This is a genomic window from Bacillus sp. JJ1127 (assembly GCF_036965845.1).
Classification (GTDB): domain Bacteria; phylum Bacillota; class Bacilli; order Bacillales; family Bacillaceae_G; genus Bacillus_A.
In genome coordinates, this window is the sequence record NZ_JBALQK010000048.1 from 1 (window position 1) to 21663 (window position 21663).

Consider the following 21663-nt stretch of genomic DNA (forward strand, 5'->3'; position numbering starts at 1 on the left):
GAAGAGAAGAAAATTGATAAAGAGTTTCAAGAGGTAAGTGGATATTCTATATATCGTGCCATGCAAAAAGCGAAAGAAGTAGAAGAACAAAAGATTGTTAAAATATAAAAAAGATTTTGAAAAATAAAAATTGAAGTGCTATAATGTGATAACAACTAAAAACGGACAATATATATTGTCCGTTTTCTACTATCGATTACAAATTTTATATAAAGGAAGGAGTGATTGCATCGTAGATTCAATCTTGGCAAGAAATTGTTCATTGGTCATTTCTGAAAATTCTTCTGGCGAGATATGAATACCGACTAATAGCTCTGCTTTCTTTACAGTGGCTAAGCGTTCGATCATTTTTTGTAAATCTTTCGATTCTAATATGTTATGTGATTTTACACTTGGTTTAGTATGGTCAATGGACCAAACGAAGTCATTTGGTATATTTGTTTTTAAATCATTTAAATGTTCTAAGAAGGCATGAGCCGCTTCCACTTTTTGCGGACACTCATAGATTAAACCAAAGTATATGAAGGCATGGGTACCCCATAAGCCAATTTGAAAATGTGGTAACATCTTATACCCGCGTTTATTTGTTGAAAAAGCAACCCAAGTATCGTTTGGTGGATTGACTTTGCGGCGTGCGTGTTTCGCTACATGGTAGAAAAAAGTTTCCCCAGTTTGCTCGGATAAATAATGGGAAAATTGTTCGCCTAAAGCTTCTAATTTTGGATGAATATTTGTTTTAATAGCATTCATTCGTTCTTCAAGACCATCAACAGAAAAAACAGCAAAGTCAGTTGATTTAAATGTTTGTAATGTCATGACAGTTCCTCCAACTCCTAGTTTGTTTTTTTATTTTAGCATAGCTTGTACGATTCATAAAAAAACAGCACAAAAAAATTTCAGTAAAAAAAATATAATTTTGTTGCATAGATGATTTATCCAACATAGTATAGTATAAAACAAAAAATCAGAAAATTAAGTTAATTCTAGTCCGAGGGCAGACGAATATTGGGAGGAGGCAAATAAAAATGAGACAGGTGATTAATGCGTTAAAGAGAACAGATGCTGAAAAGAGAATTCCGGTATTAAGATTGGAATTAGATTATGAATTAGCGACTTTATATGATGCTATGATGGAGAATGATAATCAGAAAAAAGAAGAGTGCGTACAAAAATTAGAAGTGCTAAGACTTGAAATGATTCGTTTAGAAGCGTAATAATAGTATATGTATAAAAATTTAGTTGGTGCGAACCTTATAAAGGGTTCGTTTTTTCTGTGAACAGTATAGATCGAGGTGTTTAAAATATGCAAGAGGTATGGAAAGAAATCGATACACATGCAAAACAGTGGATTCGAGAAGCTGGGGAACGTTTAATGGCATCGTTGAAAAAATCACTTATTGTAGAAACGAAGTCAAATGTCACTGATCTAGTAACAAATATGGACCGAGAAATAGAACAGTTTTTAATTGGGAAAATTAAAGAAACATTCCCGGATCATTATATTTTAGGAGAAGAAGGATATGGAGACAAAATCACTTCTCCGAATGGGGTTGTTTGGTTAATTGATCCAATTGATGGTACGATGAATTTTGTTCATCAAAAAAGAAATTTCGCAATTTCGATTGGCATTTATGAGAACGGTATCGGAAAAATTGGCCTCATCTATGATCCGGTTCATGACGAACTGTATCATGCTATAAAGGGGGAAGGAGCATTTTGTAACGGTATAACCATTCCTACTTTAGAGAAAGGTACAGTAGAAAACGGAATTATCGCTTTAAATGCTACGTGGCTTACTGATAATCCATTACTTAATATGGAAAAAATGATGAAGCTCGTGAAAAAAGCACGAGGAACACGCTCATATGGTTGCGCAGCACTAGAAATGGTATATGTTGCAACAGGGAGATTAGATGCTTACGTGACGCCGCGATTATCTCCTTGGGATTTTGGTGGAGGGCTAATCATTGTAGAAGAAGTTGATGGCAAAGTAACGACATTTGCTGGTAAAGCAATTTCTATTGTAGAAAAAAGTAGTGTATTAGTTGCGAAGCCGGGAGTATATGAAGAGTTATTACCATTTGTATCACAGTAACAAAAAAAGTAAGAGGCTACGAAAAGCTTCTTACTTTTTACTGTTACTGTGATTTACGCATTTTTCGTTTTGTTACAAATCCGTATCCAACTGTAACAAATGTTCCGATAATGCAAATAATAACACCGATGGGACTATTTTCAGCAATCATAATTCCAATGCCAATTAAGAAAATAACACCGATAATAGCTATTAATAAAAAGCGATATTGAATGTGTTCCATATCTTCACCCTCCAATCTCATTTTACTTTCACAAAAGTAAGAATACAACTATATTTTCATTCTTGATTTTATTTTGATTGCCATTGTATCCCCTTCGCTCTTATAATAGAGAAGGATTAAAAAGACACTAGGAGTTGGACATGTTGAAAAAACGACAAGATTTACGAAATATAGCAATTATTGCCCACGTTGACCATGGTAAAACAACACTTGTTGACCAATTATTACGTCAAGCGGGGACTTTCCGTGCGAATGAACACGTTGAAGAACGCGCAATGGATTCAAATGATCTAGAAAGAGAGCGCGGTATTACGATTTTAGCGAAAAATACTGCGATTCACTATGAAGATAAACGAATTAACATTTTAGATACACCTGGTCACGCTGACTTCGGTGGAGAAGTAGAACGTATCATGAAAATGGTAGATGGTGTTTTACTTGTTGTTGATGCATATGAAGGTTGTATGCCACAAACACGATTTGTTTTAAAGAAAGCTCTTGAGCAAAATTTAACTCCAATCGTTGTAGTAAACAAAATTGATCGTGACTTTGCTCGCCCTGATGAAGTAGTTGATGAAGTAATCGATTTATTCATTGAACTTGGTGCAAACGAAGATCAATTAGAGTTCCCAGTTGTATTTGCTTCAGCAATGAACGGAACAGCGAGCTTAGATTCAAATCCAGCAAACCAAGAAGAGAATATGAAATCATTATTTGATACAATTGTTGATCATATTCCAGCACCAATTGATAACAGTGAAGAGCCACTTCAATTCCAAGTAGCACTTCTTGATTATAATGATTATGTAGGTCGTATCGGAGTTGGTCGTGTATTCCGCGGTACAATGAAAGTAGGACAACAAGTTGCACTAATGAAGGTTGATGGAAGTGTAAAACAATTCCGTGTAACAAAATTATTTGGTTACATGGGATTAAAACGTCAAGAAATTGAAGAAGCAAAAGCTGGAGACCTAGTAGCTGTTTCTGGTATGGAAGACATTAACGTTGGTGAAACGGTATGTCCAGTTGAACATCAAGAAGCATTACCATTATTACGTATTGATGAGCCGACACTACAAATGACATTCCTTGTAAATAACAGCCCATTTGCAGGTCGTGAAGGTAAATATATTACATCTCGTAAAATTGAAGAGCGTCTTCGTTCACAATTAGAAACAGATGTGAGCTTACGTGTAGATAATACAGAATCTCCTGATGCATGGATTGTATCTGGACGTGGAGAGTTACACTTATCTATCTTAATTGAAAACATGCGTCGTGAAGGTTATGAACTTCAAGTATCTAAGCCTGAAGTAATTATTAAAGAGGTTGATGGCGTAAGATGTGAGCCTGTAGAGCGCGTACAAATCGATGTGCCTGAAGAATACACTGGTTCTATTATGGAATCAATGGGTGCACGTAAAGGTGAAATGTTAGACATGGTGAATAACGGAAACGGTCAAGTTCGCCTTACTTTCATGGTTCCGGCACGTGGTTTAATTGGTTACACGACAGAATTCCTAACATTAACTCGTGGTTATGGTATTTTAAACCATACATTCGATTGCTACCAACCAGTACATGCTGGACAAGTTGGTGGACGTCGCCAAGGTGTTCTTGTTTCACTTGAAACAGGAAAAGCATCACAATACGGTATTATGCAAGTTGAAGATCGTGGTGTAATCTTCGTTGAACCAGGTACAGAAGTATATGCTGGTATGATTGTTGGAGAACATACACGTGAGAATGATTTAACAGTTAACGTTGTAAAAATGAAACAACAAACTAACATTCGTTCTGCGACGAAAGATCAAACTTCAACAATGAAAAAACCACGCTTAATGACTTTAGAAGAGTCATTAGAGTACTTAAACGATGATGAGTTCTGTGAAGTAACTCCAGAATCAATTCGTCTTCGTAAAAAGATTCTTGATAAGAGTGAGCGCGAAAGAGCTGCTAAGAAAAAGAAATCTGTCGAAGCTTAAGTAATGTAGGGCTGCCTTTTGATAAAAGGCAGCTTTTTTATTGTAAATATTTTTTGAAAATTTACTCTTTTGTGTGGACAGTACTTTTTTTGCAGGGTACTCTTATAGTAAGTACATTGAAAATGAAAGAGAAGGAGTTGTTATTCATCTGCGTGAGTAAGGGGGAGAAGTGTAGTGCTTGAAAAAATGTCATTTTTTGCGAAGTTGTACAATGTAGATGTCAATCCAGAAGTGGGGATGTGGTTGCTTTACGGTACAATCATCATATTAAGTGCGCTTGTATATAATTTAGGATTTGCTCGGAAGTTATCTTTACTAAAAAATATTGTAATTTATGTGTCTTTAGCAATCGGGTGTACTGTTTTAACTTTCTTTGCGGTTTTTTTACCAGTTGGGGAGGGGCTTGTTGTGGCTGCAATTGTGCTCGGTATGTATAGATTACGCTTACGTCAAGCGAGGCAACAGAAAGCAAGTTAAAGGGGGAAGTTTTCATGCGTTCCGTACAAGATGCGCTATATAATTGGTTAACAATTAAAACGGTTATGGAAGCACGCCCGCATGATATGGCTGCCCAAGAAACATATGGGTTATTTCATAACATGCTATATGAGGACTATCAATTAAAGAATATAACGGTTGAAAAGAACGAGGAGATGTATGTAATTACATACGAAAAAGATGGAGAAATACGGTCTGCAAGATTTCCATTAGAATCGATTGATTGTTTTTTAGAGCAGATGAACCGAGAACCAGAAAAATATAAATAAGTCCTCATCTAAATGATTAAGGACTTATTTTATAGGTTACCATTCATCTTCTACTGTTTTATCACGATATAAATGAAACTTGCCGCTTGCATGGCGTTCCATTGTACGTTCTGTAATACGCTCTGTACATTTCATGCACATATATGTATGAATTGGACGGTTACGAAGCTTTTTGGCCATAGGGTTTTCGTCATCTAGCTCATCTTTTTTATCACAAATCATGCATTTGACTCTCATTTCGTCACCTCAATACAAATTCTATCGTTATAAGTATATCATGTAAGTTTGATGTTTTTGAACTGTAGAGGAAAAAAATAATATTTTCGCAATTCGAAAAATAAGTTATCATAAAGATAAGAAAAATTTGGAGGTGGAAATATGGCGAATGTGGTAGAACCTACATTGACAGATTCCTTAGTACAATCTTTACGTAAGGAGAATATTGTTACAATAGCAACTACTGATTTTGAAAAAAATATTCCTAATGTCAGTGCTATTTCATGGGTATATGCAATGAGTGAGACTAGTATTCGATTTGCTGTGGATCAACGTTCACGTATTGTGGAAAATTTAAGACATCATGCAGAACTTGTATTAACTATAATGGCAAATGAATCCGTATTTTCCATTAGCGGTGAAGCAAAGGTTTTAACTGATAGAATGGAGGGTGTTTCCCTTAAGTTAACTGTAGTAGAAGTAGCTGTAAAAGAGGTCCGTGATGTTATGTTTTACGGAGCAAGGCTTGTTGCAGAACCAACATATGAAAAGACATACGATATTCGAGCTGCTAAAAAACTTGATCATCAAGTGTTAACAGGGATGAAAGAATTGTGAAAGTGGATGAACAACTGAGGTGGTTCATCCTTTTTCTACTTCCTGGTAAATTATAAATGTTAATAATGAAGTGCTTTTGAATAGGAGAGAACGCAGAAAGATTGAAGAAAAGTTTTAATTTATATGAATTTCGATTCTACCTCGTTTATACGGTACATATAATTATAACAATGGTTCGTCCATATTATGTGATGGATGAAACCCTTGTTCTACAAATTTAAAAGTGGAGTCAGGGGGTAACAGGTTGGATAAAATTTATGTGTTAGATACGAATGTACTTTTGCAGGATCCTTTATCTATTTTTTCTTTTGAAACAAATGAAGTAGTGATTCCAGCAGTTGTATTAGAAGAGGTTGATTCGAAAAAACGTTATATGGATGAAGTTGGACGAAATGCCCGTTATGTATCTAAGCTAATAGATAAATTTCGTGAACTTGGAAAGCTGCATGAAAGTATTCCTCTGGAAAATGGAGGGACATTTCGTATTGAATTAAATCATCGCTCGTTTGTTCAACTGCAAGATATTTTTGTAGAAAAAACAAATGATAATCGTATTTTAGCGGTCGCAAAAAATTTATCCTTAGAAGAGCAGGATAAAGAAGATGGGAAGTCTGTTATTTTAGTAAGTAAAGATGTCCTTGTAAGAGTAAAAGCAGATGCATTAGGCTTACAAGCCGAAGATTACTTAAGTGATCGTGTAATTGAAGTGGAAAATATATATTCAGGATTTTTAGAAAGCTACATATCAAAAGAACAGTTGAATTATTTTTATGAAAAAGGAGAGCTTCCTTTATCCGAAATTGCAAATCACCCGTTTTATCCAAATCAGTTTATTGTAATGAAAGATGCGTTAGGGGGATCAAGTTCTGCGCTTGGAATCGTTGATAACTTAGGGAAAAAAGTAAAAAAACTCATTTTTCATAATGAGCAAGTTTGGGGAATACGTCCGCGAAATGTACAGCAAATTATGGGATTAGAATTATTGCTCCGTGAAGACATTCCGCTTGTAACTTTAACAGGTAAAGCGGGCACTGGTAAAACGTTGCTTGCACTAGCTTCTGGACTTATGCAAACGGAGGATTTAGGTTTGTATAAAAAGCTTCTTGTCGCAAGACCTATCGTCCCTGTTGGAAAAGATATTGGTTATTTACCTGGAGAGAAAGAAGAAAAATTAAGGCCGTGGATGCAACCGATTTTTGACAACCTAGAGTATTTATTTAATACCAAAAAGCCTGGTGAATTAGATGCTATTTTAGCAGGTATGGGTTCGATTGAGGTCGAAGCACTTACGTATATACGAGGAAGGAGTATTCCAGATCAATTTATTATTATTGATGAAGCACAAAATTTAACGAAACATGAAGTGAAGACAATATTAACAAGGGTGGGAGAGAAAAGTAAGATTGTGTTAATGGGGGATCCTCAGCAAATCGATCATCCTTATTTAGATGAATATAATAATGGCCTAACATATGTTGTAGAGAAGTTTAAAGAACAAAGAATTAGTGGGCATGTAAAGTTTGTAAAAGGAGAACGTTCTAATTTAGCACAATTAGCAGCAGATTTATTATAAAAAGGAGTGGGCAAAAGCCCACTCCTTTTTATTCTGTTATTAGATAGGAAGCATCTGGTTAAATAACTGTAAATTTACGGATATTTCGAATCGGATTATTTTTATTAGAACCGTCATCAAAGTAAAGGTGAACAGGTCCGTCCTCTCGTAATGGTTTCCCGTCTTTTGAAAAGCCGAGAATAGCATTTTGGACTTTTTCTAATGGAAATGTGATTGTATCATGCAGCGTTTCAATTTCAACATGTGTTGCACTATCTATAATTTCGGCATTTTTGAAAAAGGGATGAAGTGGTATACCGAATGTTCCGGTAATAAGTTGCTCTTTTTTGAATTTCTTTACGCTCTTTTGAATCGGTGGGAAAATTGCACCATCACGAATCTCACGGTCCCAATGTTCAGAAGTGTGTTTCAGATAGGTTTCTAATTCAGATGTTTCTTCTCTAGTTTCACTAAAATAAGTTGTTAAATCTACTTTTCGATCATCAAAAATCCAAACGCTTGGATCGATGGTAATTGGAAAGCGTACTTTTCCGTTTATAAACAAAATTTCACTCATTGTTGTTCCCCCATTTGTATTATGCTCCCACTTTTCAGTATAATAGGATTAGACACGGTTGTCACAAAAAATGTTTCTATTGCAATTTATTAAAACTATCGCTAATATTAATAGATAGGATAGTAGGACGGAAACGGAGGGAATCAATTTGGCGTCTGAGACAATAGCAAATCATCAGGAAAAGGCACTTGCCCTTCTACAAGCGGATGCGGAGAAGATTTTAAGACTTATTAAGGTGCAGATGGATCACCTTACGATGCCGCAATGTCCATTATATGAAGAAGTGTTGGACACACAAATGTTTGGGCTATCCCGTGAGGTTGACTTTGCGGTTCGTCTTGGTCTTATTACAGAAGAGCAAGGGAAAGAGATGTTAGGAGAGCTTGAACGGGAATTATCAGCACTTCATGAAGCATTTACAAATAAACAACAATAACGGGTTCAAATAAGGGGGCTCAAACTGATTCAGTTTGAGCTTTTTATTTGTATAATAAAGCAGGAAGAATATTGATACATATGGAATACAACAATTAAAATGAAAACAGAAAGAGGATATTGCATGAAAAAAGTATGGAAGTCAATGGATTATTCATTATTGCTTCCTCTTGTCATTTTATGTGTACTGGGAGTGATAATGGTATACAGTGCTAGCTCTATTTTGGCTATTACAAAGTATGCTAAACTGAATTTGCCGAGTGATTACTTTTTTCGTAAGCAATTAGTAGCATTAGGTATAGGGACAGTATTGGGATTAGGAGTGATCGCTGCGATTCCATATCAGTTTTGGAGAAAACGAATTGTTTTGTTACTAATGATACTAGGAAGCATTGGATTGTTATCTTTATCATTATTGCTTGGAACGACAGCGAATGGTGCGCAAGCGTGGGTGTTTGGTATACAGCCGGCGGAATTTGTTAAAATAGCTATCATTATCATACTTGCACGTTTCTTTGCAAGAAGACAAGAAACAGACACTTCAGTATGGAAAGGATCAGCAGGCACAATTTTGTTTATAGGGTTAGTGGTATTTTTAATTCTGAAACAAAATGACTTAGGGACGGTATTGTTGATTATAGGCACTGTCGGGATTATGTTTCTTTGTTCAGGAGTTCCGATTAACAAGTGGATAAAGCGTCTGTTGTTAAGCTCAATTGTATGGATTCCGCTTTTATACTTAGTTGGTAACTATGCATTGAAACCCTACCAAAAAGCACGTTTTACAGCGTTTTTTAATCCATTTGACGATCCACAAGGTACGGGATTTCAGCTAGTGAACTCTTTTATTGGAATTGCTTCAGGGGGACTAAATGGTAGAGGGATTGGAAATAGCATACAAAAGTATGGGTATTTACCTGAACCACATACAGACTTTATTATGACAATCATATCTGAAGAACTTGGTTTTATCGGTGTAGCGATTGTTTTAATTTGTTTGTTACTCATCATTATTCGTTCATTTAGGATTGCTCAAAAGTGTAAAGACCCATTTGGGAGTTTAATAGCAATTGGTATCGCTAGTCTGATTGGAGTACAAACATTGGTTAATGTTGGTGGTATGTCTGGGTTATTACCTCTTACTGGTGTACCTTTACCATTTATCAGTTATGGTGGTAGTTCTTTAATGGCTAATTTATTTGCAATGGGCATATTGTTAAATATAGCCAGTTACGTAAAAAAACAAGAGAAGCAGCAAGAAAGAATAAATCAGAAAAAAGAACACGGTGAACGACATCTTGTTGTCGTGAAATAAAGTAAAACTTTAACTAGCGGGGCTGTATCCTCTGCTGATTATTACTGCTAGCAAATAGTGGAATAAAAAGGCTTTGTGTTTTCGAACACAGAGCCTTTTTATTATATTGATTTTTTAATATGTTATACTTTTTTTGTCCAAAAAACAAAAGTGTAACATATTTATTTGAATGTGATATACAATAAGTCTGTTAGAAAAGGAAGAGGTATGCTATACTATTTTTGTGAAACAAATTGATTAGAAAACTTATCATTTGTTAAAAAATAAGGTATGATGAATAAAAATAAGGTGAAGCTTTCTAAGTGGAATTTTGAAAAGAAAGTGAAGAACTTCACGCTCTTTAGAACATGTGCTTATTTAATCTCTAGAGTGGTAGGAAAATAGAGGGGGAAAATCATGACAAAGCTGCAACGTATTCAAAAAGTATTAGTAGCTAACCGCGGAGAAATTGCAATTCGTGTATTCCGAGCTTGTTCAGAACTTGGGTTAAGTACAGTTGCAATTTATTCAAAAGAGGATAGCGGTTCTTACCATCGTTATAAAGCAGATGAATCTTATTTGGTAGGGGAAGGAAAAAAACCGATCGATGCCTATCTTGATATTGAAGGTATCATTGAGATTGCAAAGAGCAATCATGTAGATGCAATCCACCCTGGATATGGTTTCTTGTCAGAAAATATTCAATTTGCAAGACGTTGTGAAGAAGAAGGGATTATCTTTATCGGACCAAAGAGCAAACATTTAGATATGTTTGGAGATAAAGTAAAAGCAAGAACGCAAGCACAATTAGCAAATATTCCAGTTATCCCTGGTAGTGATGGACCTGTTAATTCACTAAAAGAAGTTGAAGAATTTGCTGAAAAGTATGATTATCCGATAATTATTAAAGCTTCCCTTGGCGGTGGCGGTCGAGGTATGCGTATTGTACGTAATAGTGATGAATTAAAAGAATCTTATACTCGTGCAAAATCAGAGGCGAAAGCGGCTTTTGGTAATGATGAAGTATATGTTGAGAAATTTGTTGAAAAACCTAAACATATAGAAGTGCAAATATTAGCGGATGAAGAAGGAAATGTTGTACATTTATATGAGCGTGATTGCTCTGTACAACGTCGTCATCAAAAAGTAGTTGAAATTGCACCTAGTGTATCACTTGCCGACGATCTTCGTCATCGCATTTGTGAAGCGGCAGTACACTTAACGAAAAATGTGAATTATTTGAATGCTGGTACAGTTGAATTCCTTGTAAAAGGGGATGACTTTTATTTCATTGAAGTAAACCCACGTGTTCAAGTAGAACATACAATTACAGAGATGATTACAGGAATTGATATTGTTCAGTCACAAATTTTAATTGCAGATGGACATGCTTTACATAGTTCGATAGTGAGTGTGCCACAACAAGAAGACATTATTGTACACGGTTATGCGATTCAATCTCGTGTAACAACAGAAGATCCACTTAATAATTTCATGCCTGATACAGGAAAAATTATGGCGTATCGCTCCGGTGGTGGTTTTGGGGTTCGTCTTGATACAGGTAATAGTTTCCAAGGAGCAGTTATTACACCGTACTATGATTCTTTACTTGTAAAAGTGACAACTTGGGCACTTACATTTGAACAAGCTGCTGCGAAAATGGAACGTAATTTAAAAGAATTTCGTATTCGTGGTATTAAAACAAATATTCCATTCTTAGAGAATGTGGTAAAACATAAAAACTTCTTGTCAGGAGAGTATGATACATCATTTATTGATGCATCACCTGAACTGTTCGTATTCCCAAAACGTAAAGACCGCGGTACAAAAATGTTAAGTTATATTGGTACGGTAACGGTAAATGGTTTCCCTGGGGTAGGTAAGAAAGAAAAACCAATTTTCCCAGATGCACGTATACCAAACACGAAACATTCTGAACCAATTCAAAACGGAACGAAACAAATTCTAAATGAACGCGGTGCGGATGGTTTAGTAAAATGGGTACAAGATCAAAAACGTGTACTTTTAACGGATACAACATTCCGTGATGCACATCAATCTCTACTTGCAACACGTATTCGTACAAAAGATTTAAATCAAATCGCTGAGCCAACAGCTAGAATGTTACCGAATTTATTCTCGGCTGAGATGTGGGGCGGTGCTACATTTGATGTTGCGTATCGTTTCTTAAAAGAGGATCCGTGGGAGCGATTACTAGAACTTCGTGAAAGAATGCCGAATGTATTATTCCAAATGCTTCTTCGTTCTTCAAATGCAGTTGGTTATAAAAATTATCCAGATAATTTAATTCAAAAGTTTGTGGAATGTTCAGCGCAAGCTGGAATTGATGTATTCCGTATTTTTGATAGCTTAAACTGGGTGGAAGGTATGAGAGTTGCAATTGATGCTGTAAGAGATAGCGGTAAGATTGCAGAAGCAACAATGTGTTATACAGGGGATATTCATGACCCAATGCGCAGTAAATATGACTTGAATTATTATAAAAACTTAGCGAAAGAATTAGAGGCATCAGGCGCACATATTTTAGGTATTAAAGATATGGCTGGATTATTAAAACCAAATGCGGCGTACGATCTAGTTTCTACGCTAAAAGAAACAATATCGATTCCGATTCACCTTCATACGCATGATACAAGTGGAAATGGTGTTTTAATGTACACGAAAGCAATTGAAGCAGGTGTTGATATTGTCGATGTAGCAGTAAGCTCAATGGCAGGTTTAACATCACAGCCAAGTGCGAACACGTTATACTATGCGTTAGGTGGAAATGAAAGACAACCAGATGTTGATGTGAATTCATTAGAAAAACTTTCTCATTACTGGGAAGATGTTCGTAAATACTATGCACCATTTGAAAGTGGTATGAATGCTCCTCATACAGAGATATATATGCATGAAATGCCAGGTGGGCAATATAGTAATCTTCAGCAACAAGCGAAGGCGGTTGGATTAGGAGATCGCTTTGACGAAGTAAAAGTGATGTACCGCCGTGTAAATGATATGTTTGGTGATATTGTAAAAGTAACGCCATCGTCAAAAGTTGTTGGGGATATGGCATTGTTTATGGTACAAAATCACCTTACAGAACAAGATATTTTTGAGCGTGGACATTCCTTAGATTTCCCAGGTTCTGTTATTGAAATGTTCTCTGGTGATCTTGGACAACCATATGGTGGCTTCCCGAAAGAATTGCAAAAAATTATTTTAAAAGGGAAAGAACCAATAACAGTAAGACCAGGTGAATTATTAGAACCAGTAGATTTCAACGCTTTAAAAGAAGAATTATTCCATAAACTTGGACGTGAAGTAACAATTTTTGATGTAGTTGCATATGCATTATATCCAAAAGTGTTTATGGATTATGAAAAAGTTGCTGGGCTTTATGGAAATGTGTCCGTGCTCGATACACCTACATTCTTCTATGGCATGAGCCTTGGTGAAGAAATTGATGTGGAAATTGAGCGTGGTAAAACATTGATGGTTAAATTAGTATCAATTGGAGAATCGCAGCCAGATGGAACGCGTGTGCTTTACTTTGAATTTAATGGACAACCTCGTGAAATTGTTGTGAAAGATGAAAGTATTAAAGCGACAGTTGCACAGCGTGTGAAAGGAAATCGTGAGAATCCAAATCATATTAGTGCAACGATGCCAGGAACTGTTATTAAAGTTGTCGTAAATGAAGGCGATGAAGTGAAAAAAGGTGATTCCATGGCCATTACGGAAGCAATGAAAATGGAGACAACTGTTCAAGCTCCGTTCAACGGTAAAGTGAAGAAAGTATATGTAAAAGATGGCGATGCCATTCAAACAGGTGATTTATTAATGGAATTAGATCATTAATAATAAAAAAGAGCTGCTAAAAAGCGGCTCTTTTTTTATCTCGTTATTGGCGAACGGTAATACTTAACAGAAGTAAAGAAGTTAGGCGAGAAATAAAGTGAAACTTTAATCAGTGGGGGGCTTCATCCCCCGCTGATTATTAGTCCTCACCAATCGGGATAAAAATAATAACTTGCCATAGTGGCAAGTTATTAAAACGATTGTTTATTTTACGCTGAGGTTGATTGTTGTGTTTTTTTAGCATTTGCTGTACTCCTTGTGCCTAACATAACCAAATAACATAGTACAGCAAAGAGGCAAGAAATAAAGAGTGAGTGTAATAATGACATTGATAGACTAGCGCCTGTATATACAACTAACATCCCCACAACTGCTTGAAGTGTAACGAGAACAAATGAAGTAATCCATCCCCAATATACAACGCGTTGTTGTTTATATTGGCGAATAGCTAGAATCATTGCATATAGTATCCAAACAAATATTAATGTTGCAGCAAACCTATGCCCCATTTGAACCCATTCGTGTAACTGAGTAGGCCATGGTCTATTTTTACTACAAAGCGGAAAGGACGGACATGCTAAGCTTGCATGTTCATGCCGTACTAAAGCCCCTGTATAGACGACAATATAGCTGTAAATTGTTACACCGTAAATATGGAATTTCATTTTTTTGTCCATAATGAGAGATCGTGCATCAAATTTCTTGTCAATTTCAAAAATAAGACACGTTAGTAAAATGACCGAAGCAAATGAAATTAAGGAAATGCCAAAATGGATAGCTAATACAGCGGGTATTTGTCCCCAAACAACCGCAGCTGCTCCCATTAATGCTTGTGCAACTAAAAATACGAACGATAAAATAGCAAGCGTTTTTGTTTCACGCACATGCTTATAATATTTCCAGGATAAGATGCAAAGAAGTGTAACAAGAATTCCTGCTGATCCTGATGTTAAGCGGTGACTTAGCTCAATAATTGTTTCCATTGATAAATGAGACGGAATCAATTCACCATTACAGAGTGGCCATGATTTACCGCAACCTTGACCTGAACCGGTTTTTGTAACTAAGGCTCCTCCTAATAAAACCCCTAATAAGTCGAGGCTTGTAATGACTGCTAACCATTTAATAAAGCGTTGCAATCTCTTTCACCATCTTTCTGCTATGAAGTTATTGCGAAATATTTTCATTCCGTTACGTTTATAGAACAAAATGTGCTACAGTCCTATGATATATAAAAAATAATAAAATAGCAAAGAAATGAAGAGGGGGAATAAAATGTTTACAAAAAGAAAAAAACGGAATAAAAATTACATAATTTAGGGAGGATTACACCTATTATGAAAAGAAATGGAAGGAATACATGCTAAATATGACAAAATAGTTTATTATAAAAGGTAGCATCATGGTATGATAGGAATGAATAGGAGAAACTTTTTTATTATTCGACACAAAAAGTTCATGTTTTCTTCACAAAATGTTCGGGAAATATGATTTAATATATTGGAGTATGAGCGTAGATTAGTAGTAGAATGAGTTAACATCATTTCTACTGTAATAATATTGCTATATAGAAGCGTACTACTTTTATAAAGTAAAGACGCAGAAGAAGGATGAAAGTTTTAAGAGGGGGTTGAAATGATGAACCATGCAACAAGTGAGCTGCATGATGAGTCAGCTGTAACAAATGTACCGGAAACAACACGTGTACAAGATTTATTAGCGCTCGTTAAGATGGGGATTGTAAACTCAAATACGCTAACTGTATTTACAGGATTTTGGTTGGCTGTACATTTTAATGGATTAAATGTTTTGGAACACTTGGATAAAATGTTCTTTACAATTGTTGGTTCTGCATTAATTATGGCAGGGTCATGTAGCTTAAATAACTATATTGATCGAGATATTGATCACTTAATGGAACGGACAAAAAACCGTCCGACAGTAACTGGAAAATATAAACCTGGGTTTGTGTTAACATTAGGTATTGCATTATTACTTCTTGGATTTGTATTCTTGTTACTTACAACACCTATGGCAGCATTTATTGGTTTCATTGGTGCTTTCACATATGTTGTTTTATATTCATTATGGACAAAGCGAACATATACACTAAATACAGTAGTAGGTAGTGTATCTGGAGCAGTTCCACCTTTAATTGGTTGGGCCGCTATTGATCCTAGTTTAGATCATCCAATCGCTTGGATGTTATTTTTGATTATGTTCATTTGGCAAATCCCACATTTCCTCGCACTTGCGATGAAACGTGTTGATGAATATCGAAATGCAGGGATCCCAATGCTTCCTGTTGTTCATGGATTTGATATTACAAAGCGTCAAATCATGATTTGGACAGTATGTTTATTACCATTACCATTTTATATGAGTGGACTTGGTGTAACATTTATGGTAATAGCAACATTGCTTAACATCGGATGGATCGTATTAGGATTCTATGGCTTCCGTAAGAAAGATGACATCAAATGGTCCGTACAAATGTTTGTCTACTCCCTGAATTACTTGACAATCTTATTTGTGTCAATGATTGTAGTTACATTCTTCTAAGACAACGACATGAGTGGATTTCTTTATGTTGAGATTTACTTTACTTACTATAAAGTACAATCTAATTCACAAAGAAAGTGGGGGTTGTTTGTATGAAGAAACAGTGGCGACTGCTTTCGTTCGTTTCACTGCTGGCTTTACTGTTAGGGGGATGCGGTAAAGCCTTTCAATCTACTTTAATTCCGCAAGGTGAAGTAGCAAAAATGCAATATGATTTACTCTTGTTAGCAAGTGCAATTATGATAGGTGTCGTACTTGTAGTTACTATTATTTTCTTGTATGTAATTGTGCGCTTCCGGCAAAAGAAAGGCCAGGAGGATTACATCCCAGAGCAAGTTGAAGGAAATCACAAACTAGAAATTATATGGACAGTCATTCCAATTATCTTGTTACTGATATTGGCTGTCCCTACCGTTACATACACGTTTAAACTTGCTGATGTAAGTGCGATGGAGAAAAAGAATATTGATAAAGATACAATCGTTGTTGATGTAACAGCGAATCTTTATTGGTGGGAATTTTCTTATAAATCAGAAAATATAGTAACTTCGCAAGATTTAGTCATCCCCACAGGTAAGAAAATATATTTGAATTTGAAGGGTGCCGACATTAAACATTCGTTTTGGGTTCCATCTTTAGCTGGAAAAATGGATACGAATACAGATAATGTCAATAAAATGTGGCTAAAAGCAGATAAATCAGGCACTTATAATGGTTTTTGTACAGAGTTTTGTGGTCCATCACATTCTTTAATGCAATTTAAAGTAAAAGCTGTTGATGAAAGCGAGTACAAAACTTGGCTTGCTGATATGAAAAAACTTGATGGTAAGAAGGAAGTCGCTTCTACAAAAGAACAAGAAGGTAAGGAAATATTCAGTAAAAGTTGTATTGGCTGTCACGCAGTTGGATCAAATGATAGTAGACCACCTTCTGCACGTATCGCGCCAAACCTAGCAAACTTCGCTGATCGCGATATGGTTGCCGGGATTGCCGAAAACAATGATGAAAACGTAAAAAAATGGCTAAAGAATCCCGAGAATATGAAGCCAGGAAATAAAATGACTGGTAAGTATGGCAACTTAACGGATGACCAAATAGATGCATTAAATGCATATTTGAAAACGTTGAAAGTTGAGAAATAAAGAGGGATTATTTGCGAAGGGGAGGTTGAAAACGTGAGTGCTGTAGCAAAAAAACAGGGGATGGGTGCTGTTATATGGGATTATTTAACGACAGTAGACCATAAAAAAATTGCCATTCTCTATTTAATTGCAGGTGGATTGTTTTTTATCATTGGCGGAATAGAAGCGTTATTTATCCGTCTTCAACTAGCGATTCCAAACAACGCTTTTCTTGTTGGAGATGCTTATAACCAAGTATTAACGATGCACGGTACAACAATGATTTTCCTCGCAGCTATGCCGCTTGTGTTTGCATTTATGAACGCTGCTGTACCACTTCAAATTGGAGCAAGGGATGTAGCGTTTCCGTTTTTAAATTCACTTGGATTTTGGCTGTTTTTCTTTGGCGGAGTATTCTTAAACTTAAGTTGGTTTTTAGGAGGAGCACCCGATGCAGGATGGACATCGTATGCATCGCTATCCCTTGCTTCTAAAGGGCATGGTATTGACTTTTATGTATTAGGATTACAAATATCGGGTATTGGTACATTGATTGGTGGTATTAATTTCCTTGTTACAATTATTAATATGCGTGCACCAGGAATGACATATATGCGTATGCCGATGTTTACATGGACAACATTTGTAACTTCTTCACTTATTTTATTTGCTTTTCCACCATTGACAGTGGGATTAGCACTATTAATGTTAGATCGATTATTTGGAACAAGTTTCTTTAATCCTGCTTTAGGTGGGAATACAATCATATGGGAGCATTTATTCTGGATTTTCGGTCATCCAGAAGTATACATTCTCATACTCCCAGTTTTTGGGGTATTTTCAGAGATTTTCGCTACATTTTCTAAAAAACGATTATTTGGTTATTCATCTATGGTATTTGCAACAGTATTAATTGGATTTTTAGGCTTCATGGTGTGGGCACATCATATGTTCACAGTTGGTCTCGGTCCTGTTGCGAATGCCATTTTTTCAGTTGCAACAATGGCAATTGCAGTTCCAACGGGGATTAAAATATTCAATTGGCTCTTTACAATGTGGGGCGGGAGTATCAGGTTTACAACGCCAATGATGTGGGCTGTTGGTTTTATACCGTCATTCGTAATGGGTGGTGTAACAGGGGTTATGCTCGCTTCAGCTCCAGCTGATTATCAATTCCATGATAACTATTTCGTTGTGGCGCATTTTCACTACGTAATCGTTGGTGGAGTTGTATTTGGATTACTAGCAGGAGCACATTACTATTGGCCGCTTATGTTTAATAAAGTATTAAATGAAATCTTGGGGAAAATAACATTTTGGTTGTTCTTTATCGGTTTCCATTTAACATTCTTCATTCAGCATTTCCTTGGTTTAATTGGTATGCCGCGTCGATACTATACGTATTTGCCAGGCCAAGGATTAGAAATGGGGAACTTAATTAGTTCGATTGGTGCTGTATTCATGGGACTGGGAACGATTGTTCTTTTATTTAATATTGTGAAAACGACATTATCTAAAGAAAAAGCGGGGCGTGATCCATGGGATGGGCGTACATTAGAATGGACACTGCCAGCACCTACACCAGAATACAATTTCAAACAATTACCATTCGTTCGTGGATTAGATCCATTTTGGATTGAGAAACGTGAAGGAAATAAAGAAATGACAGCTGCAGAGCCTGTTAGTGACATCCATATGCCAAATTCTTCGTTCTCACCATTTATCATTTCACTTGGACTGTTTATAGCAGCGTTTGGTGCTATGTATATGCAAGGGGGAAAAGATAAGTTTTGGCTAGTGGTTGCGATTATTGGACTTATTATCACTTTTGGTACAATGTTCCTTCGTTCGGTAATCGATGATCATGGTTATCATATTCATAAGGAAGATTTAGATGATAAGGGGGGCACAGCGTGATGCATGTAGAGGAAAAATTAACGAATGAAACATTTCCAGCAGAGCCTGAAAAAGCAACCCTTGAGGGGAAAAATAAATTTGTTGGATTTTGGCTGTTTCTTGGGGGCGAAACTGTATTATTCGCTTCCTTATTCGGCACATATTTAGCATTAAGAAATTCTACAAACGGTGGCCCCTCGTCGCAAGAAATGTTTCAAATGCCACTTGTGTTTATTATGACAATGCTTCTATTAACAAGTAGTTTAACGAGCGTGTATGCAATGTATCATATGAAGAACTTTAATTTTAAGCAAATGCAGCTTTGGCTCATTGTAACAGTAGTACTTGGCATAGGGTTCTTAGGATTTGAAATATATGAGTTCAATCATTATGCGCATGAATTTAAACATACAATGAGAAGCAGTGCATTTGGTTCTGCGTTTTATGCACTTGTTGGGACACATGGACTACACGTATTATTTGGATTACTGTGGATCTTAACATTGATTTTTCGCAATGCAAAGCGTGGTTTGAATTTATACAACGCTCCAAAGTTTTACGTTGCATCTATTTATTGGCACTTCATCGACGTAGTCTGGGTGTTTATTTTCACTGTAGTATATTTGATGGGAATGGTGGGATAAACAATGGCGACAAAGCAAACAAATACAAGCAATTCAAAGGTAGATCTCATTTATCGTAGGAGAAAAAGTGCAGAGGAGATGAAGCATCAAGTTATCACATTCGGTTTAATGATTTTCTTAACGATTGTTGCTTTTGTGGCAGTAGCTTATCCAAAAACTTTTAGTCCAGTTTTCTCTGTACCATTTATTGTATTGTTAGCAGTTGTTCAAGTTATATTTCAGTTGTATTATTTCATGCATATGAGTCATAAAGGGCATGAAGCAGCATCGTTTTTCTTATATTCTGGATTGTTAGTAGGACTGTTAACAATTTTGGCTTTTACGACGATTGTATGGGTTTAAATAGGTAGAGGGCTTGGAGGTATCTTGGCCCTCTTTTCCTATTAAGGTAAGGAATTTCTATTGAAAAGGTGGGTGTAAAAATGAGCAACTTATGGATATTTGGTTTTCAAGCGTTATGGAGCCCGATCTTTTTACTTTTTATGATTTCAATCCTTATCTGTTACTTTCTCGTTATTGGACCATATAGAATGCGGTTTGAAAATGCAGAAAAGGTAAGTAAAAAACAGATATTTTATTTTACGACAGGAATAGTCCTCCTATATATTGTGAAGGGAGGACCTATTGATTTAATTGGACATATTATCTTCAGTGCACATATGCTTGAAATGGCAGTGATGTATATAGTGGTGCCACCGCTATTACTGTTAGGAATACCAGTTTGGTTATATCGATATATTACATCTTTTAAAGTTATTCAAGTTATTTTAAAGCTATTTACAAAACCACTTATTGCATTGTTTGTATTCAATGGCTTATTTTCTTTTTATCATTTGCCAGTTGTGTTTGATACGGTAAAGCAAAGCCAAATGGCACACCCTATTTTTCTTGCTGTATTGTTTTTTACATCGATAATGATGTGGTGGCCGATGTTAAATCCGTTACCAGAGTATCAATCATTAAGTGATATAAAGAAACTTGGTTACATGTTTGCCAATGGTATTTTATTAACACCAGCTTGTGCATTAATCATTTTTGCGAGTGAACCATTATTTGCGACATATACAGATCCAAGTTCTTGGATGAAAGCGATGGAACTTTGTGTACCTGCGGGAACGTTGACAGATTTAAATATAGCTGGCCCAGACTTTTTACATTGGATTCCAGTCGTACAGGATCAACAAACAGGTGGTATCATTATGAAAATTGTCCAGGAAATAGTGTATGGTACAATTATTGGCTATGTATTCTTTAAATGGGCTCGTAAAGAGCGCAGAAAAGATGAGGAACAATTACACGCTGTTCCTCCTTATTTACAAACGAAGTAATAAAAAGGTGTACATTCATTCGGTTAAAAAGACGATTCACTTTTAAGTTATAAACAAAACAGGCGTGTCCATATGGATACGCCTGTTTTGTTTATTCGATAACTTGAAATTCCTTCAGTTCTTTTTCGATATTTTGCAGGAGTTGTTCGCTTTTTTGGAGTACATTTGTAGGGAAGATTTCATTTTCACCATATTCAACACCATGTGGATAATAATGTTTTCCTAACAGTGGTGAAAGTAATTTGATTTGTGCATGTCTTCCGCCGATGTCTCCTTCCACTGCAAGGCCTTGTACTCGTAAATAATATACATCCTTCAATATTTCAAATTTATAGTCGTATGTAACTCGCTCATAGTCCCATTGGCCAGCAAGTACGAAATGATGATTTTGCATGATTTCAGTTAGAAGTGTAAAGTCAACTACTGTTCCGATGAGTTTTGAATTTGGAAATTGCATAGAATCCCTCCTTATTAAATTTCCTAATT

23 protein-coding genes are annotated in these 21663 nt (G+C 35.9%); 17 read left to right on the forward strand and 6 right to left on the reverse strand.

Features of this window, described 5'->3' with window-relative positions:
• Nucleotides 1–108: UPF0223 family protein (locus tag V7183_RS05890; protein WP_335359019.1), on the forward strand; the 108-nt coding region annotated here is incomplete at its 5' end.
• An 81-nt stretch (nt 109–189) separates the two neighbouring features.
• On the opposite strand, the gene V7183_RS05895 is transcribed toward V7183_RS05890, so the two are convergent.
• Entirely contained in the window at nt 190–816 is a 627-nt protein-coding gene (locus tag V7183_RS05895) for a YktB family protein (protein ID WP_335358971.1), read from the reverse strand.
• A 209-nt stretch (nt 817–1025) separates the two neighbouring features.
• On the opposite strand from V7183_RS05895, the gene V7183_RS05900 reads away from it, so the two are divergent.
• Together V7183_RS05900 and V7183_RS05905 are read left to right on the forward strand one after the other, a co-directional pair.
• Nucleotides 1026–1214: a hypothetical protein gene (locus V7183_RS05900; protein ID WP_001250169.1), complete on the forward strand. Its 189-nt coding sequence runs from the start codon at nt 1026–1028 to the stop codon at nt 1212–1214.
• Between the two features lie 89 nt (nt 1215–1303).
• The gene (locus tag V7183_RS05905; RefSeq protein ID WP_097895016.1) at nt 1304–2095 is read left to right on the forward strand and encodes an inositol monophosphatase family protein; all 792 of its coding nucleotides are present in this window, start codon (nt 1304–1306) and stop codon (nt 2093–2095) included.
• 43 nt (nt 2096–2138) lie between these two features.
• Here V7183_RS05905 and V7183_RS05910 read toward each other — a convergent pair whose 3' ends face one another.
• Complete coding sequence (locus V7183_RS05910; RefSeq protein ID WP_141523161.1) at nt 2139–2318, reverse strand: DUF5325 family protein; 180 nt, start codon at nt 2316–2318, stop codon at nt 2139–2141.
• Between the two features lie 140 nt (nt 2319–2458).
• On the opposite strand from V7183_RS05910, the gene typA reads away from it, so the two are divergent.
• From typA to V7183_RS05925, 3 genes are all read left to right on the forward strand, one after another.
• The gene (typA, locus tag V7183_RS05915; protein WP_097895018.1) at nt 2459–4303 is read left to right on the forward strand and encodes a translational GTPase TypA; all 1845 of its coding nucleotides are present in this window, start codon (nt 2459–2461) and stop codon (nt 4301–4303) included.
• 174 nt (nt 4304–4477) lie between these two features.
• The gene (locus tag V7183_RS05920) at nt 4478–4780 is read left to right on the forward strand and encodes a YlaH-like family protein (protein WP_097895019.1); all 303 of its coding nucleotides are present in this window, start codon (nt 4478–4480) and stop codon (nt 4778–4780) included.
• A 14-nt stretch (nt 4781–4794) separates the two neighbouring features.
• Nucleotides 4795–5070, forward strand: a complete 276-nt coding sequence (locus V7183_RS05925) for a hypothetical protein (RefSeq protein ID WP_335358972.1) — start codon at nt 4795–4797, stop codon at nt 5068–5070.
• Nucleotides 5071–5106: 36 nt separating this feature from the next.
• Here V7183_RS05925 and V7183_RS05930 read toward each other — a convergent pair whose 3' ends face one another.
• Nucleotides 5107–5307 (reverse strand): YlaI family protein, encoded by a 201-nt coding sequence (locus V7183_RS05930; protein ID WP_097895021.1) that lies wholly within the window; start codon nt 5305–5307, stop codon nt 5107–5109.
• A gap of 141 nt (nt 5308–5448) precedes the next feature.
• On the opposite strand from V7183_RS05930, the gene V7183_RS05935 reads away from it, so the two are divergent.
• Both V7183_RS05935 and V7183_RS05940 read left to right on the forward strand, forming a co-directional pair.
• Complete coding sequence (locus tag V7183_RS05935; protein WP_097895022.1) at nt 5449–5904, forward strand: pyridoxamine 5'-phosphate oxidase family protein; 456 nt, start codon at nt 5449–5451, stop codon at nt 5902–5904.
• Nucleotides 5905–6148: 244 nt separating this feature from the next.
• Nucleotides 6149–7477: a PhoH family protein gene (locus tag V7183_RS05940; RefSeq protein ID WP_097895023.1), complete on the forward strand. Its 1329-nt coding sequence runs from the start codon at nt 6149–6151 to the stop codon at nt 7475–7477.
• 58 nt (nt 7478–7535) lie between these two features.
• On the opposite strand, the gene V7183_RS05945 is transcribed toward V7183_RS05940, so the two are convergent.
• Entirely contained in the window at nt 7536–8033 is a 498-nt protein-coding gene (locus tag V7183_RS05945; RefSeq protein WP_097895024.1) for a hypothetical protein, read from the reverse strand.
• Between the two features lie 148 nt (nt 8034–8181).
• On the opposite strand from V7183_RS05945, the gene V7183_RS05950 reads away from it, so the two are divergent.
• From V7183_RS05950 to pyc, 3 genes are all read left to right on the forward strand, one after another.
• Nucleotides 8182–8469 carry a YlaN family protein gene (locus tag V7183_RS05950; RefSeq protein WP_097895025.1) on the forward strand — a complete coding sequence of 96 codons (288 nt, stop codon included), beginning with the start codon at nt 8182–8184 and terminating at the stop codon, nt 8467–8469.
• A gap of 123 nt (nt 8470–8592) precedes the next feature.
• Nucleotides 8593–9783 carry an FtsW/RodA/SpoVE family cell cycle protein gene (locus V7183_RS05955; RefSeq protein WP_097895026.1) on the forward strand — a complete coding sequence of 397 codons (1191 nt, stop codon included), beginning with the start codon at nt 8593–8595 and terminating at the stop codon, nt 9781–9783.
• A 396-nt stretch (nt 9784–10179) separates the two neighbouring features.
• Nucleotides 10180–13626 carry a pyruvate carboxylase gene (gene pyc, locus V7183_RS05960; RefSeq protein ID WP_335358973.1) on the forward strand — a complete coding sequence of 1149 codons (3447 nt, stop codon included), beginning with the start codon at nt 10180–10182 and terminating at the stop codon, nt 13624–13626.
• A 209-nt stretch (nt 13627–13835) separates the two neighbouring features.
• Here the strand turns inward: pyc and V7183_RS05965 are convergent, their stop codons facing one another.
• Complete coding sequence (locus V7183_RS05965; RefSeq protein WP_097895029.1) at nt 13836–14765, reverse strand: COX15/CtaA family protein; 930 nt, start codon at nt 14763–14765, stop codon at nt 13836–13838.
• Between the two features lie 499 nt (nt 14766–15264).
• On the opposite strand from V7183_RS05965, the gene cyoE reads away from it, so the two are divergent.
• From cyoE to ctaG, 6 genes are all read left to right on the forward strand, one after another.
• Nucleotides 15265–16188: a heme o synthase gene (cyoE, locus tag V7183_RS05970; protein ID WP_097895030.1), complete on the forward strand. Its 924-nt coding sequence runs from the start codon at nt 15265–15267 to the stop codon at nt 16186–16188.
• 92 nt (nt 16189–16280) lie between these two features.
• Nucleotides 16281–17330 (forward strand): cytochrome c oxidase subunit II, encoded by a 1050-nt coding sequence (gene coxB, locus V7183_RS05975; RefSeq protein ID WP_097895031.1) that lies wholly within the window; start codon nt 16281–16283, stop codon nt 17328–17330.
• A 60-nt stretch (nt 17331–17390) separates the two neighbouring features.
• Nucleotides 17391–19226, forward strand: a complete 1836-nt coding sequence (ctaD, locus tag V7183_RS05980; protein WP_335359020.1) for a cytochrome c oxidase subunit I — start codon at nt 17391–17393, stop codon at nt 19224–19226.
• Entirely contained in the window at nt 19226–19849 is a 624-nt protein-coding gene (gene ctaE, locus V7183_RS05985) for a cytochrome c oxidase subunit III (protein ID WP_097895033.1), read from the forward strand. Before ctaD ends, ctaE begins: the two co-directional genes overlap by 1 nt.
• Before the next feature lie 3 nt (nt 19850–19852).
• Complete coding sequence (ctaF, locus tag V7183_RS05990; RefSeq protein ID WP_097895034.1) at nt 19853–20191, forward strand: cytochrome c oxidase subunit IVB; 339 nt, start codon at nt 19853–19855, stop codon at nt 20189–20191.
• Between the two features lie 80 nt (nt 20192–20271).
• Entirely contained in the window at nt 20272–21177 is a 906-nt protein-coding gene (gene ctaG / locus V7183_RS05995; RefSeq protein ID WP_097895035.1) for a cytochrome c oxidase assembly factor CtaG, read from the forward strand.
• A 91-nt stretch (nt 21178–21268) separates the two neighbouring features.
• Here ctaG and V7183_RS06000 read toward each other — a convergent pair whose 3' ends face one another.
• Entirely contained in the window at nt 21269–21634 is a 366-nt protein-coding gene (locus tag V7183_RS06000; protein ID WP_097895036.1) for a YugN family protein, read from the reverse strand.
• Nucleotides 21635–21663 lie beyond the last annotated feature (29 nt).

Coding starts and splice junctions, on each gene's coding strand:
- V7183_RS05895 (WP_335358971.1), bottom strand. CDS start 816: ATGACATTACAAACATTTAAATCAACTGACTTTGCTGTTTTTTCTGTT.
- V7183_RS05900 (WP_001250169.1), top strand. CDS start 1,026: ATGAGACAGGTGATTAATGCGTTAAAGAGAACAGATGCTGAAAAGAGA.
- V7183_RS05905 (WP_097895016.1), top strand. CDS start 1,304: ATGCAAGAGGTATGGAAAGAAATCGATACACATGCAAAACAGTGGATT.
- V7183_RS05910 (WP_141523161.1), bottom strand. CDS start 2,318: ATGGAACACATTCAATATCGCTTTTTATTAATAGCTATTATCGGTGTT.
- typA (WP_097895018.1), top strand. CDS start 2,459: ATGTTGAAAAAACGACAAGATTTACGAAATATAGCAATTATTGCCCAC.
- V7183_RS05925 (WP_335358972.1), top strand. CDS start 4,795: ATGCGTTCCGTACAAGATGCGCTATATAATTGGTTAACAATTAAAACG.
- V7183_RS05930 (WP_097895021.1), bottom strand. CDS start 5,307: ATGAGAGTCAAATGCATGATTTGTGATAAAAAAGATGAGCTAGATGAC.
- V7183_RS05935 (WP_097895022.1), top strand. CDS start 5,449: ATGGCGAATGTGGTAGAACCTACATTGACAGATTCCTTAGTACAATCT.
- V7183_RS05945 (WP_097895024.1), bottom strand. CDS start 8,033: ATGAGTGAAATTTTGTTTATAAACGGAAAAGTACGCTTTCCAATTACC.
- V7183_RS05955 (WP_097895026.1), top strand. CDS start 8,593: ATGAAAAAAGTATGGAAGTCAATGGATTATTCATTATTGCTTCCTCTT.
- pyc (WP_335358973.1), top strand. CDS start 10,180: ATGACAAAGCTGCAACGTATTCAAAAAGTATTAGTAGCTAACCGCGGA.
- cyoE (WP_097895030.1), top strand. CDS start 15,265: ATGAACCATGCAACAAGTGAGCTGCATGATGAGTCAGCTGTAACAAAT.
- coxB (WP_097895031.1), top strand. CDS start 16,281: ATGAAGAAACAGTGGCGACTGCTTTCGTTCGTTTCACTGCTGGCTTTA.
- ctaD (WP_335359020.1), top strand. CDS start 17,391: ATGGGTGCTGTTATATGGGATTATTTAACGACAGTAGACCATAAAAAA.
- ctaE (WP_097895033.1), top strand. CDS start 19,226: ATGCATGTAGAGGAAAAATTAACGAATGAAACATTTCCAGCAGAGCCT.
- ctaF (WP_097895034.1), top strand. CDS start 19,853: ATGGCGACAAAGCAAACAAATACAAGCAATTCAAAGGTAGATCTCATT.
- ctaG (WP_097895035.1), top strand. CDS start 20,272: ATGAGCAACTTATGGATATTTGGTTTTCAAGCGTTATGGAGCCCGATC.
- V7183_RS06000 (WP_097895036.1), bottom strand. CDS start 21,634: ATGCAATTTCCAAATTCAAAACTCATCGGAACAGTAGTTGACTTTACA.